This is a genomic window from Pseudomonas sp. R3.Fl (genome assembly GCF_023516765.1).
GTDB classification, from domain to species: Bacteria; Pseudomonadota; Gammaproteobacteria; order Pseudomonadales; family Pseudomonadaceae; genus Pseudomonas; species Pseudomonas citronellolis.
In genome coordinates, this window is the sequence record NZ_JAMGSO010000001.1 from 7,457,360 (window position 1) to 7,472,417 (window position 15,058).

6 protein-coding genes are annotated in these 15,058 nt (G+C 66.2%); 3 read left to right on the top strand and 3 right to left on the bottom strand.

Annotated features, from left to right (window positions below):
* The first annotated feature begins 4 nt into the window (after positions 1 to 4).
* The 3 genes from M8R19_RS32850 to hemB all read left to right on the top strand — a co-directional run bounded on the left by M8R19_RS32850 (position 5) and on the right by hemB (position 11,101).
* On the top strand, positions 5 to 7,003 hold the full coding sequence (locus M8R19_RS32850; RefSeq protein WP_249920102.1) for a YDG domain-containing protein: 6,999 nt from the start codon (positions 5 to 7) through the stop codon (positions 7,001 to 7,003).
* Positions 7,004 to 7,257: 254 nt separating this feature from the next.
* The gene (locus tag M8R19_RS32855; RefSeq protein ID WP_249920103.1) at positions 7,258 to 9,627 is read left to right on the top strand and encodes a hybrid sensor histidine kinase/response regulator; all 2,370 of its coding nucleotides are present in this window, start codon (positions 7,258 to 7,260) and stop codon (positions 9,625 to 9,627) included.
* A gap of 502 nt (positions 9,628 to 10,129) precedes the next feature.
* The gene (hemB, locus tag M8R19_RS32860; protein ID WP_074983815.1) at positions 10,130 to 11,101 is read left to right on the top strand and encodes a porphobilinogen synthase; all 972 of its coding nucleotides are present in this window, start codon (positions 10,130 to 10,132) and stop codon (positions 11,099 to 11,101) included.
* A gap of 87 nt (positions 11,102 to 11,188) precedes the next feature.
* Here hemB and M8R19_RS32865 read toward each other — a convergent pair whose 3' ends face one another.
* The 3 genes from M8R19_RS32865 to M8R19_RS32875 form a co-directional block, all read right to left on the bottom strand.
* Positions 11,189 to 12,835 carry a cation acetate symporter gene (locus tag M8R19_RS32865; RefSeq protein ID WP_074983813.1) on the bottom strand — a complete coding sequence of 549 codons (1,647 nt, stop codon included), beginning with the start codon at positions 12,833 to 12,835 and terminating at the stop codon, positions 11,189 to 11,191.
* The gene (locus tag M8R19_RS32870) at positions 12,832 to 13,161 is read right to left on the bottom strand and encodes a DUF485 domain-containing protein (protein ID WP_074983811.1); all 330 of its coding nucleotides are present in this window, start codon (positions 13,159 to 13,161) and stop codon (positions 12,832 to 12,834) included. Before M8R19_RS32870 ends, M8R19_RS32865 begins: the two co-directional genes overlap by 4 nt.
* A gap of 72 nt (positions 13,162 to 13,233) precedes the next feature.
* Complete coding sequence (locus M8R19_RS32875) at positions 13,234 to 14,829, bottom strand: long-chain fatty acid--CoA ligase (protein WP_210147054.1); 1,596 nt, start codon at positions 14,827 to 14,829, stop codon at positions 13,234 to 13,236.
* Positions 14,830 to 15,058: the final 229 nt, after the last annotated feature.

Here is a 15,058-nt window from a genome sequence, read left to right on the forward strand (position 1 = left end):
CGCCATGAGCGCTTCGTTGAACCACGTATACCGTCTGGTCTGGAGCGACACCGCCCAGGCCTATGTCGCCGTTGCCGAAAACTCCACCGCCCGCGGCAAGCGCGGCGGGGTGGTCGGTATCCTTGCCGCCCTCGGTCTGCTCGGCAGTGGCATGGCCCAGGCCGCCGACCTGCCCACGGGCGGCAGCATAGTCGCCGGCGCCGGCAGCATCAGCCAGTCCGGCGCACAGATGACCATCCAGCAGAACAGCAACCGCCTGGTGACCAACTGGAACAGCTTCGACGTCGGCGCCGATGCCCGCGTGCAGTTCCAGCAGCCCGGCCGCGACAGCGTCGCGCTCAACCGGGTGGTCGGCGGCGGCAACGCCAGCCAGATCCTCGGCAAGCTCGACGCCAACGGCCAGGTCTGGCTGCTCAACCCCAACGGCGTGGTGATCGGCCAGGGCGCCCAGGTGAACGTCGGCGGCCTGGTGGCATCGTCGCTGAACATCCGCGACGCCGACTTCATGGCCGGCAAGACCCGCCTCGGCGGCGGCAGCGGCGCGGGCGCGGTGGTCAACCAGGGGAGCATCAAGACCGCCGATGGCGGCGTGGTCGCCCTGATCGGCCCGCAGGTGCGCAACAGCGGCAGCATCGAGACGCCCTCGGGCAGCAGCGTGCTGGCCGCAGGCGAGCAGGTCAGCCTGGATTTCACCGGCGACGGGCTGGTGAGCGTCAACGTCGACCGCGGCGTGCTCGACGCCCTGGTGCGCAACGACGGGCGCATCAGCGCCGACGGCGGCTCGGTGGTGCTCAGCGCTCGCTCGGCGGACGCGGCGATCAGCAGCGTGGTCAACAACTCCGGGGTGATCGAGGCCCATGGCCTGGTGGCGCGCAACGGCCGCATCCTCCTCGACGGCGATGCCGACAGCGGCCTGACCCAGGTGGCGGGAACCCTGGACGCGTCCTCCAGCCAGGGCGCGGGCGGTTCGGTGGTGGTCACCGGCAACCGCGTCGAACTGGCCCAGGGCGCCCGGCTGGACGCCAGCGGCAGCAGCGGCGGTGGTGACATCAAGGTTGGCGGCGGCTGGCAGGGGCAGGACGCCAGCGTGCGCAATGCGCAGCAGGTGAGCGTGGCCAGTGGCGCGGAGCTGCGCGCCGACGCCACCGTGCAGGGCGACGGCGGCCAGGTGGTGGCCTGGTCCGACGGCGACAACAGCTTCGCCGGGAGCATCTCGGTTCGGGGCGGCGCGCAGGGCGGTGACGGCGGCAAGGCGGAAGTCTCGGGCAAGCAGACCCTGAGCTACGCCGGCGTGGCCGATGCACGCGCGGCCAAGGGCCGCACCGGCGACCTGCTGCTGGACCCGACCAACATCACCGTCTCCGGTGGCAGCGGCAGCAGCGGCAACTGGAGCAGCGGCAGCGGCAACGTCACGGTCTACGAACAGACCCTGGAGGCCCAGGGCGCCAACGTACTGATGACCGCCACCGGCGCCATCACCTTCGGCGACCTCACCCAGAACGGCGGCGACGGCACCATCAGCATGCAGGACAACGTCAGTCTGCGTGTGGAGGCGGGCAACGGCAGCAACAGCAACAGTTCCATCAGCTTCGCCAACCCCGGCAATACCATCGAGGTGTTCGGCACCGGCAGCCTGTACTTCCAGTCCGGCGGCACCGGCACCGGCAGCATCAGCAACGTCGCCAACCTGATCGCCCATGGCGCCGGCGACAACCCCGCGGTGAGCGCGCTGCCGGTCCACAACGTCAACTCCGCCGGCAGCGGCACGCCGGGGGCGGGCTCCATCACCCTGCTGGGCGCCGACGGCCTGACCATCGCCGGCGCGCTGACCACCAATGGCGGCTACGTGCGCCTGTCCAGCGACTCCGACACGGGCGGCAAGGGCGCGCTGACCATCAATACGCCGATCAGCACCAACGGCGGCAACCTCTACCTGTCCTTCGGCACCACCAACTATGCCGAAAGCATCGCCACGCTCAACAGCGACATCACCCTGGGCGCCGGCCGGCTCTACTTCGGCGACGCCATGGGCAGCCTGGGGATGGGCGGCTCCACCGGCGAGAAGCGCCTGGCCGGCAAGCTCAGCCTGAGCGGCGACGTCAACTTCAGCACGCCGCTGACCATGCTCGGCGGCGCCTCGATCTACACCGACGGCGACATCAACTTCACCAGCAACGTGAACCTGCAGACCGGCGACAAGGCCCTGACCCTGCGCGCGGAGAACATCGACTTCAGCCAGGCCACCCTGCAGAACATCAACACCGCGAGCATCGTCCTGGAGCCCTGGGACATCGGCACCGACATCGCCCTCGACGGCACCGACGGCATCGCCTCGGCCACTACCTTCACCCAGCTGACCGGCATCAGGAACCTGACCATCGGCCGCGCCGACGGCACCGGCACCACCACGGTGAACAGCAGCGGCTTCAGCTTCGACGCCAACAACAACCTGACCCTGCTCAACGGCAACCTGGTGGTCAATGGCGCCCTGGAGAATACCTCCAGCACCGGCCACGCCATCGTCAGCGCCGGCGTGGGCGACGTGCAGATCGACGGCGGCGGGAGCATTTCCGCCCATGGCAGCGGCGACGCGGTGGTTGCCGCGGCGGCGCGCAACTTCATCAACAACGCCGGCGCCAACGCGCTGCTGACCAGCAACAGCAACGGCCGCTGGCTGACCTATTCCAGCGACCCGCGCGACGACCTGCGCGGCGGCCTGGACGTGGACTTCAAGCAGTACAACGCCAACTACGGCGACCCTTCGCTGGTGGTGGCGCAGAGCAGCGGCAACGGCCACCTGTACAGCGTGGCGCCGACCGTGGACGTAAAACTGGTGGGCACGGTGGAGAAGACCTACGACGGCAACGACAGCGCGGCGGCCGGCACCACCAACCTGTCGATGGCCAACTTCGACGTGAACACCGACCCGGCAGCGCCGGGAGCCACCAACGGCGCCATCGACGGCGACGACATCCAGCTGATCGTCAGCGGCTGGGGCTCGGCCCGCTACGACGACAAGAACGCCGGCAGCGGCAAGACCGTCACGGTGGACGGCGTGGCCCTGGGCACGGCGAGCAACCAGACGCTCAACGGTGGCAAGAGCGTGGCGGTCTACGGCTACCAGCTGTCGTCCGGCTCGGTGAGCGGCGACGTCGGCGTGGTCGACAAGAAGGTCCTGACCGCCACCGCCGACGTGGCCGACAAGGTCTACGACGGCAACACCAACGCCCAGCTGAGCAACCTGAACCTGGTGGGTGTGGTGGCGGGCGACGAAGGCGAGGTGGCCGGTAGCGGCAGCGGCAGCTTCGTCGACAAGAACGCTGGCAGCGACAAGGCGGTGAGCGGCAGCGGCGTCATCCTGTCCGGTAGCGAGGCGGGCAACTATAGCTTCGATGGGACCGCGCAGATCGGCACGGCCGACATTGCCCGCAAGGCGCTGACCGCCACCGCTGACGTGGCGGACAAAGTGTATGACGGCAACACCAGTGCTCAACTGAGCAATGTGAGTCTGGTCGGTGTGGTGGCGGGTGACGAAGGCGAGGTGGTGAGCACCGGTGCCATCGGTAGCTTCGTCGACAAGAATGCCGGCAACAACAAGTCGGTAAGCGGCAGCGGTATCGGCCTGACCGGCGCCGAAGCCAACAACTACAGCTTCGACACCAGCGCCGCGATCGGCACGGCCGATATCACTCGCAAGGTTCTGACTGCGACGGCCGATGTGGCTGACAAGGTGTACGATGGCAACGCCAATGCCCAGCTGAACAATGTGAGCCTGGTGGGTGTGGTCGCAGGTGATGAAGGCCAGGTAGCGAGCACGGGGGCTATCGGTAGCTTCGTCGACAAGAACGCTGGCAGCGACAAGGCGGTGAGCGGCAGCGGCGTCATCCTGTCCGGTAGCGAGGCGGGTAACTACAGCTTCGATGGGACCGCGCAGATCGGCACGGCCGACATTGCCCGCAAGGTGCTGACCGCCACCGCTGACGTGGCGGACAAAGTGTATGACGGCAACACCAGTGCTCAACTGAGCAATGTGAGTCTGGTCGGTGTGGTGGCGGGTGACGAAGGCGAGGTTGTGAGCACCGGTGCCATCGGTAGCTTCGTCGACAAGAATGCCGGCAACGACAAGTCGGTAAGCGGCAGCGGTATAGGCCTGACCGGCGCCGAAGCCAACAACTACAGCTTCGACACCAGCGCCGCGATCGGCACGGCCGATGTCACTCGCAAGGTTCTGACTGCGACGGCCGATGTGGCTGACAAGGTGTACGATGGCAACGCCAATGCCCAGCTGAACAATGTGAGCCTGGTGGGTGTGGTCGCAGGTGATGAAGGCCAGGTAGCGAGCACGGGGGCTACCGGTAGCTTCGCCGACAAGAACGCCGGCAGCGACAAGTCGGTGAGCGGCAGCGGCATCGGCCTGACTGGCGCCGAAGCCAATAACTACAGCTTCGATACTGCGGCCCAGGTCGGCACCGCCGACATCACCCGCAAAGTGCTGACGGCCACCGCCGATGTAGCCGACAAGGTCTACGACGGTAGCACCGACGCCCAGCTGAGCAATGTGAATCTGGTGGGCGTGATCGCGGGCGACGAGGGCGAAGTGGTGAGCACGGGCGTGACCGGCAGCTTCGCCGACAAGAACGCTGGTGCCGACAAGTCGGTCACTGGCAGCGGCATCGGCCTCTCCGGCACCGAGGCGGGCAACTACAGCTTCGACACCGCAGCGCAGATCGGCACCGCCGATATCACTCGCAAGATGCTGACCGCAACCGCCAACGTGGCCGACAAGGTGTACGACGGCAATACCGACGCCCAGCTGAGCGATATCGCCCTGGTCGGCGTGGTGGCCGGTGACGAAGGCAAGGTGGCCGGTAATGGCAGCGGCAGCTTCGTCGACAGGAACGCTGGCAGCGACAAGTCGGTGAGCGGCAGCAATGTCGCCCTGTCCGGCGATGAAGCCAGCAACTACAGCTTCGATACCGGCGCCCGGATCGGTACTGCCGATATCACCCGCAAGGTCCTGACTGCGACGGCCGACGTGGCGGACAAGGTGTATGACGGCAACACCAATGCTCAGCTGAACAACGTCAATCTGGTGGGTGTTGTCGCCGGTGACGAAGGCCAGGTAGCGAGCACCGGCTCCATCGGCAGCTTCGTCGACAAGAACGCCGGCAACGACAAGGCGGTCAGCGGCAGCGGTATTGGCCTGACTGGCGCCGAGGCGGGCAACTACAGCTTCGACACCGCGGCACAAATCGGTACCGCCGACATCACCCGCAAGGCGCTGACCGCGACGGCCGACGTGGCTGACAAGGTCTACGACGGCAACACCGGCGCCCAGCTGAGCAATATCGGTCTGGTCGGCGTGGTCGCCGGTGACGAAGGCAAGGTGGCCGGTAGCGGCGATGGCAGTTTCGCCGACAAGAACGCCGGCAACGACAAGGCAGTGAGTGGCAGTGGCATCGCCCTGTCCGGCGCCGAGTCGGGTAACTACAGCTTCGACACCACGGCCCAGATCGGCGCCGCCGACATCTCTCGCAAGGTACTGACCGGCACTGCCGATGTGGCCGACAAGGTGTACGACGGCACCACCAACGCGCAACTGGGCAATATCGGCCTGGTCGGCGTGGTCGCCGGTGACGAAGGCAAGGTGGCCGGTAGCGGCGCCGGCAGCTTCGCCGACAAGAACGCTGGCAGCGACAAGTCGGTGAGCGGCAGTGGCGTTGCCCTGTCCGGCGCCGAAGCAGGCAACTACAGCTTCGACACCACGGCCCAGATTGGCAATGCCGATATCACCCGCAAGGTGCTGACCGGCACGGCCGACGTGGCCGACAAGGTGTATGACGGCAATACCAACGCGCAACTGACCAACGTCGGCCTGGTGGGCGTGGTCGCCGGCGACGAGGGCAGGGTGGTCGGCATCGGCAGCACCGGCAGCTTCACCGACAAGAACGCCGGCAACGACAAGTCGGTGAGCGGCAGCGGCATCAGTCTGGCCGGCGCCGAGGCGGGCAACTACAGCTTCGACACCGGCGCCACGGTCGGCACGGCCGATATCGCCCGGCAGACCCTGGGCGGCACCCTGCTGGTCGGCGACAAGACCTACGACGGCAGCACCCGGGCTCCGGTACAGGGCGTCGAGCTGAGCGGCGTGGTCGCCGGGGACGATGTCCGCGCCACGGCCAACGGGCTCTATGCCACGCCGTCGGCGGGGCAGGGCAAGGCGGTCAGCGCCGTCGACCTGCTTCTGGCGGGCGGCGACGCCGGCAACTACCGGATCGATCCGGCGCAACTGCAGGGCACCGGGAGCATCGAGGCGCCGCTGTACAACCCGGTGGGCCTGATCAACGAACCCAAGGGCGCGAACGCCACGGCGGTGGCCGTGGAGCAGCAGTCCCAGCGCGTGCAGGTGACGGCGCCGACCGACTCGCTGCCGCAGGCCAGCACCCAGCTGTTCAGCGACGCTTCCCGGCAGGCCGCGGCGCCAGCCGACATCCCCGTCGGCAGCGAACTGCTGCTGCAGGACGCGGTGCTCAGCGGCGGCGGTCGCCAGAGCCTGATGCTGGACGACGCGCCGGCAGAATTGGCGCAGGTCAACACCCTGGCGTTGTTCCGCGTGGATGTTGGCAGCGAGCCGTCCGGCAAGGGCCTGTTCCGGGCCACCGACCTGGGCAACAGCATCACCCTGGAGCCCGTCAGCGCGGCACGGCAGCAGGCGCCGGACCTGGGGCAGGAGACTGGCCAGTGGGCCAGCGGTGCGGTGGCTCGTGCCAATGGCGAACTGCTTCCGCTCAAGGTGGCGCTGGTCAAGGACGGCACCTTGCGCGTGGCAGTGCGCGGCCTGGACGACGATGACTCGGACGAGGACCTGGCCAGCTTCGGCCTGGCGCTGGCCAAGCAGCGCCTCGGGGTGACGGTGCCGGGCGTGCGGGCGGTAGTCATCGAGCGGGTAGCGGGCTCGGCCTGGCGAGGTTCGGCGAGCGGCATCCAACTGGTCTCTCGCTGACCTCCGTCGCCGGCCTCCCGGGCTGGGGACGATCCGGAGACACCTCGCTGCCGGCCATCGAGGGGTCTTCCCGTTCCCATCCGGCGCAACCACAGGTTGCGCCGGGCGGGACGGTCTCGCCAGCGGATTTGGGCTATCGTATGCGCCCCCGGTAACCCGCTCATGTAGGCGTGCAGCGCGTGGTAAACAAGCAACTGGCTTTTCTTCGCAGCCGCGGGCGGCGACCGGCATCCTGGCGCGCCGGCTCCTTCGGCATGCCTCTGCTGCTGTTGTTTCTGCTCCTGGCGCTCTGTGGCAACCGGATGGCCTGGGCGTCCGGGCTGCCCGATCCCTGCCAGGTTTCATCGCTGCAATTGCTTCCCGGTGCGCAGTTCCTGCTCGATCCGACGCACAGCCTGGGCGCGGAGGCGGTCACGAACCTCCCGGACGAGCGCTTCCAGCGGATCGAGGGGAACCGCTTCCCCCTGGAATTCAGCACCGCGGCGATCTGGCTGCGCTTCACCCTGCAGTCGGACAGCGCTTGCCTGCGCTGGCTGAAGGTCGGCGAGCCGCGCCTGGACAAGGTGCAGGTGTTCGTCGGGCACGCCGGGCAGTGGAGCGAAATGCACGCCGGCAGCGACTACCCGCTGTCGCAGTGGCGGGTCGCCGCGCGGCAGCCGCTGTTTCCGCTGGCCCTTGCCGGGGGCGAGCCGGCCCAATTGCTGATGCGGGTACAGAGCAGCAGCGCGTTGATGATCAAGCCGGCCCTGTGGGACGAGTTCCAGCAGCAGCGCGCCCTCGAATGGTCGAACCTGCTCGATGGCGTGTCCCTGGGCATCACCCTGATCATCGTCCCCTTCGGCTTCGTCATCGGCCTGATCCGCCGCTCGCAACTGCTGATCGTGAACGCCCTGGCGATCATGGCCTACGGCCTGGTGTGCTGCGTGGTCAACGGCTACCTGTTCTATGTCCCGCAGTGGATGCCGTTGAAGGAGCAGTTGATCAGCGTGCTCTCCTGCCTCGCCTTCTCGTTGTTCCTGGGCTACATGCGCGTCCTGTTCGGCGTGCAGGTCCTGCCGGGGTGGATGAAGGCCCTGCTGAACCTGTACACCCTGTTGATCGGAGGGCTGCTGCTCTGGGGGGCATTCGGCGACTACCGCTACACCCGGGTCGTGTTCAGCGAACTGCGCGGGCTCAACTACCTGCTGATCCCGCTGACACTGGGGGCGACCTGGCTGTACGGCCGGCGCCCCAGCTGGCTGGGGCTCGGGCTGACGGCGCTGTTCGTGTTCCAGGGCACCCTCCGGCACTTCATGGACGTGAAGAACGTGGGCTGGCAGTACGGTGAGGACCAACTGGGCCTGACCTCCACCTTGCCCGGCGTGCTGTTGCTGGTCTGCACCCTGGTGATGGAGTTCAGCCGCAGTCGCTGGCGCGAGCGCCGGGCCCTGGCGGATCTCGAGGAGCAGCGCCGGGCGGAGCACGAGCGGCTGGAAGGCTCGGTCGCCCGGCGCACCGAGCAGTTGCGCGAATCACTACGGGCCCGCAGCATGCTGCTGGCGCGCATCAGCCACGACCTGCGCACGCCACTGTCGAGCATCATCGACTACTCGCGGGCCCTGGAGCGCGAGGGCCGGACGGACCTGCCCCAGCGCATCGAGCGCAACGCCCGCCGCCAGCTGGAGATGATCGACGAGTTGCTGGAATTTTCCCGCAGCGACCTGCAGCAACTGGAGCTGGTCCTGGCGCCCGGCTACCTCTACGGCTTCCTGCGGGAAATCGAGGACGAAGGGCGCTTCCTCGCCCTGCGCCAGGACAACCGCTTCGCCTGCGAATTCGCCTCCGACCTGCCACCCCTGGTCCAGGCCGACTTCCGCCGCCTGCGCCAGGTACTGATCAACCTCCTGGCCAACGCCGGCAAATTCACCCGCGACGGCCTCATTGAATTCGCCGTGGAACGCCTGGACGCCGACGAGAGCGGCGTCACTCTGCGCTTCAGTGTCAGGGACAGCGGGATCGGCATCCGCGCGGACGAGCGGGAAAAACTGCTGCAGCCGTTCCAGCGCGGCAGCAATGCCGCGGCCTACGACGGCTCCGGGCTCGGGCTTTCGATCGTCTGCCAGCTGCTGCAACAGATGGGCAGCGAGCTGAACGTCGATGCGCAGCGGGAGCGGGGGGCCGCCTTGGGATTCGTGCTGAGGATGGCCTGCGCGACGGAAGATGAGGTCGAAAGCGTGGTGAGCGATACCGGCACCGTAGACATCGACGGCGATGGCCGTTGCATCCTGGTCGTCGACGACATCCAGCAGAACCGTGAGGGGTTGTACGACCTGCTGGCCGGCTACGGCTTCGACGTGCTGACCGCCGCCGACGGCGGGCAAGCGCTGGCATTGCTGCAGACATCCACGGTGGACCTGCTGATCACCGACCAGATGATGGCGCCGATGGATGGTTGGGCCTTGCTCTGCCAGGTCCGCGAGCACTACCCGGAACTGCCTGTCCTGCTGTACTCGGCGGCGCCGCCCCTGCGGCCACGCTGGGTGCCCGCCGGACTGGCGTTCGACGCCGCGCTGCTCAAGCCTGCTGCCAGCGGGCAGGTACTGGGCAGCGTCCGCAGGTTGCTCGGTAGCTGCGTCGTTGAATGACGAGGGCTCGCCGAGCCGGGAGCGCTGCAGATCCTCCATGCCCTGCGTGGCGCTAGTACATCCAGGAACACAGGAAACAGGAGAGGAGGAGGGCGGTTAAGTAGAGCAGGGGACGCCAATGAAACCGATGCTGATTGCGGCCTGCCTTTTTAAAGAGCCGCATTGGGATAGCCAGGCGCTTATCGCTCGCCTGGAAGGCGAGTTGCAGGCATTTGGATTTACCAACTGAAGCGAATGAAACTCACCCGTTCAACTCACCAGTACGCTATGGACTCTGCCGCCACGGAGGCAATCGTTGCGTTAGCCCTCGATGGAAAAGGGCGGCCGTCAAAGGCTGAAAGGGTGCTGGGCCCACCCTGGAACAGATTGGGTAGCCAAACCTCAGGCCGCCGGTGCCTGGGGCCATTACCCAGCCTGCAAAGGTGTTTCTCGTCATGGTCCCTTTTCTCGCGACGCGTTCTCGACTTAAGGTTTTGGCTAGGAAAAACCCTTTGGAGTATTCATGCCCGCGTTCCCCATCATCCGTCCGCGCCGCCTGCGCCGAAACGAATCCCTGCGCACACTCTTCCAGGAAACCGAATTCCGTCTCGATGACCTCATCCTGCCGATCTTCGTCGAGGAGGGCATCGACGACTTCGTGCCCATCGCCAGCATGCCGGGGGTCAATCGTATCCCCGAGAAACTGCTCGCCCGCGAGATCGAGCGTTACGCCCGCGCCGGCATCCGCTCGGTGATGACCTTCGGCGTCTCGCACCACCTCGACGAGACTGGCTCCGACACCTGGAACGAGAGCGGCCTGGTGGCGCGCATGGCGCGCATCTGCAAGGACACCGCGCCGGAAATGCTGGTCATGTCCGACACCTGCTTCTGCGAATACACCAGCCACGGCCACTGTGGCGTGCTGCATGAGCACGGGGTGGACAACGACGCCACGCTGGCCAACCTGGGCAAGCAGGCTGTGGTCGCCGCGGCTGCCGGTGCCGACTTCATCGCTCCGTCCGCTGCAATGGACGGGCAGGTCCAGGCCATCCGCAACGCCCTGGATGCCGCGGGCTTCCACGACACGGCGATCATGGCCTACTCGACCAAGTTCGCCTCCTCGCTCTATGGCCCATTCCGCGAGGCCGGTGGCACCGCGCTCAAGGGCGATCGCAAGGGCTACCAGATGAACCCGATGAACCGTCGGGAGGCGGTGCGCGAGTCTCTGCTGGACGAGCAGGAAGGGGCGGACGCGCTGATGGTCAAGCCGGCCGGCGCTTACCTCGATGTGATTGCCGACATCCGCGCCGCATCGCGCCTGCCCCTGGCGGCCTACCAGGTCAGTGGCGAGTACGCGATGATCAAGTTCGCTGGCCTGGCCGGCGCCATCGACGAAGGACGCGTGATGCGCGAAAGCATCGGCGCCATCAAGCGCGCAGGGGCCGATCTGATCCTGACCTACTTCGCGATGGATCTGGCGCGCGACGGCATCTGATGATGCTCGGGGCGCGCGGTCGCCCGGGCGTGGAGGGCGACCGGTTCCCCTCCACGCCGGACGATTTTTCGCTCCCCGGTCAGGGGCTCAGTGGCTGAGCGCTGTGGCGATACCCAGGCCCGTTTCGGCGCGAACCCGTTGATCCTCGAAACCCTCTCGGTCCCTATCGGCACGTGCGCTGCGGTCGAGCTTCGAGACCACCACTATCATGCCGAAGGCCAGGGGCATGGCGAACAACGCCGGGTGGTCATAGGGGAACAGGGCCTTGGCATGGCCAAGCACTGTCACCCATACGGTGGGGGAAAGAACGACCAGCACGAGCGCCGCGATCAGCCCGCTCAGCCCACCCCAGATGGCGCCGCGGGTGGTCAGCCCCTTCCAGTACATGGCCATTATCAGCACCGGGAAGTTGGCCGATGCGGCGATGCCGAAGGTCAACCCCACCAGGAAGGCGATGTTCACCTGCTCGAAGAGCATGCCCAGCGCGATAGCCAGCACCCCGAGCCCGAGCACGGCGAAGCGGGAAATGCGCATCTCTTGCGCTTCGCTGGCCTGGCCGCGCTTGTAGACCATGCCGTAGAGGTCGTGGGAGATGGTCGAGGCGCCCGCCAGGGTGAGGCCGGCAACGACGGCCAGTATGGTGGCGAAGGCCACCGCCGAGATGAAGCCGAGGAACAGATTCCCGCCAACGGCCTTGGCGAGGTGCATAGCGACCATATTGCCGCCCCCAAGCAAGGCTCCACCCAGCTTGCCATCGACGAAGTACTGCGGGTCGGTGCCGACGATGACGATGGAGGAGTAGCCGAGCACGCAGACCACCAGGAAGAAGAAGCCGATGAAGCCGGATGCGTAGAGCACCGATTTACGGGCTTCCCGCGCATTGGGCACGGTGAAGAAGCGCATCATGATGTGGGGCAGGCCAGCCAGGCCGAACACCAGGCCTATGGCCATGGAGGCCACATTGACCGGGTTGGCCAGCATGCTGCCCGGCCCCATGATGCTCCAGCCATTGGCATGGCTTTCCACCGCGCGCCGGGCCAGGGTTTCCAGGCTGAAATCGAACCGCTCCAGGGCCAGCAGCATGAGCGTGGTGCCACCGGCGAGCAAAAGAACGGCCTTGGTGATCTGGACCCAGGTCGTGGCCAGCATTCCGCCGAACACCACGTAAACCAGCATCAGCACACCGACCACTACCACGGCGACGTTATAGTCCAGGCCGAATAGAAGCTTGATCAGTTGCCCGGCGCCGACCATCTGCAGCAGCAGGTAGCAGCTCACCACCGTCAGCGAGCCGCAGGCCGCCAGTATGCGGATCCTGCGCTGGTCGAGCCGATAGGAGACGATGTCGGCGAAGGTGTAGCGGCCCAGGTTGCGCAGGCGCTCGGCCATCAGGAAGGTCAGCACCGGCCAGCCGACGAAGAAGCCGGTGACGTAGATCATGCCATCGTAGCCTTTGGCGAACACCATGCTGGAGATGCCCAGCAAGGTGGAGGCCGACATGTAGTCGCCGGCGATGGCCAGCCCGTTCTGCAGACCGGTGATGCCACCTCCGGCCGTGTAGAAGTCATGCGCGGACCGGGTGCGCCGCGCCGCCCACCAGGTGATCAGCAGGGTGATGCCCACGAATAGCACGAACATCGCAATGGCGTTCAGGTTGGGCTCCTGACGGCCGGCCTCGCTGGCGTGGGCGAAGAGCGGCAGGGCGATCAGGCAGGCTGCGCAGATTCGTTTCATTCCTGGCTCTCCTGGATGATGCTTTGGTTGAGGCGGTCGTAGTGGTTGTTGGCTCGATGCACGTACCAGCCTGTCAGCGACCATCCGGCAACGATCAGCAAGGCGCCCAGGGGAATGCCAAGGCTGATGTGGCTGGAAGGGTAGAGAGGACGATGAAGGAGTTGGGGATCGCTTGCGGCAACGCCCATGAAGAGGAAGTAGCCGCTCAGCACCACGATCGTCAGCCACCAACTGGTACGGCCACGCGCACGGCTAAGGGCGATGAACTTCGGATCCTGGCGAATTCGCCGGTAATGATCGGTATGGCTTTTGGGGGGGATGGTCATGGAGCCTCCACTTGTTTTTGTTGTAGGGCGATCCATCGGCCCGTATGGACGGGCCGTTATCAGGAGGGGAGTTCAGCGCCAGCTGTAGTCGGTGTAGCGCTCGCGCAAGGTTTTCTTGCTGATCTTGCCGGTGGCGGTAAGCGGCAACGCGTCCAGCAGCTCGCTGGCATCGGGGATCCACCACTTGGGCACCTTGCCGTCCAGGAAGCCGATCAGCTCCTGGTGGCTGGGCGCCGTTTCGCGGCAGCGCGGCACCACCACCAGGAGGGGACGCTCGCTCCAGCGCGGGTGCGGTACCCCGATCACCGCGGCTTCGGCCACCAGGGGGTGCGCCATCACGGCATTCTCGATTTCCACGGAGCAGATCCATTCGCCGCCGGACTTGATGACGTCCTTGATGCGATCGGTTATCTGCATGTATCCACGCGGATCGAGGGTGGCCATGTCGCCGGTATCGAACCAGTCGTCCGAGCCGTCCTGGCCGAAATAGCCACTGCGTACCCAGGGACCGCGCACCTGCAGCACGCCCGAGGTCAGTCCATCGTGAGGAAGAACCTGCCCGGCGTCGTCGACGATACGCATCTCCACGCCAAACAGCGGGCGCCCCGACTTGAGCGATTGCTCGCCGCGGGCATCGGGGTCGAGCTCCTCGTACCAGGGCTGGTGGCGGTTGTAGCTACCCAGCGGGTTGAGCTCCGTCATGCCCCAGCCATTCTCCAGAACGACACCATGGCGGGCCATGGCCTCGAGCAGGGAAAGGGGGCAGGCGGCGCCACCGGTAACGGCCCTTCTCAAGGTCGGTATCGCACCACCTCCAGCGGCCAGCTGCTGGCTGATGTTCGCCCAGATCGTCGGAACGGCCAGCGAGAAGGTGACGCCTTCCTCGTTGATCAAGCGGATCATCTTCGCCGCGTCGCCCACGTTGGGGCCCGGCAATACCAGCTTGGCTCCGGCCATCACCGAGGTGTAGGGCATGCCCCAGGCGTTGACATGGAACATGGGAACCATCGGCATCACCACGTCCACGGCGCGCAGTCCCACCTTGTCCGCCATGTTCTGCGACATGCTGTGCAGGACGGCGCTGCGGTGGCTGGTCAACACCCCCTTGGGATCGCCGGTCGTGCCGGAGGTGTAGCAGAGGCCGCTGGCCTGGCGTTCGTCGATCTCCGGCCAGTCGCAGGCCTCGCTCGCCCGGGACAGCAGGCGTTCGTAGCTCAGGAGGTTGGGAAGGGTGCTGGCCGGCAATTCGTCTTCGCCACAAAGGGCGATGAAATGCCGCACCGATGGAAGCTCATCGCGAAGCCCTTCGACAAGGGGGATGAACTGCGGGTCGATGAACAGCAGGTCGTCTTGCGCATGGCGGATGATGAACCGGATCTGCTCGGGGAAGAGCTTGGGGTTGATGGTGTGGCAGACGCGTCCGGAACAGGGAACCGCGTAGTGCAGTTCGAAATGACGATGATCGTTCCAGGCCAGGGTGCCTACCCTCGCATTGGGCGGGCAGGCCAGATCGTCGAGCGCATTCGCCAGCCGCGCGGCTCGCGCGAAGGCTTGCGCATAGCGGTAGCGATGCACACGGCCATCGGCGAACAGGGAAACGATCTCGGTATCCGCTGCAACCTGGAGGGCATGCCGCATGATTGCGGCAATACCGAGGTTGAAGTTCATCATCAAACCTTGCACAGGCAACCTCCGCCTTTTTCTTGTTTGGCTATCCGCAGGCATCGAGGGGCGACTCGCAGCCTTTGGCAGAGGGTTGAGCAAGGGGTGTGCCATTGCCTGTCCGGATCCTTCCCGGCGGCAGAAACTCATTTCATTTCAATTGGATAAAACGCATTCCCGATCAGGCTACGACTTGAGTCGGGCCGCTTGGCTCCGCGTCGATTTCAATTCTGTA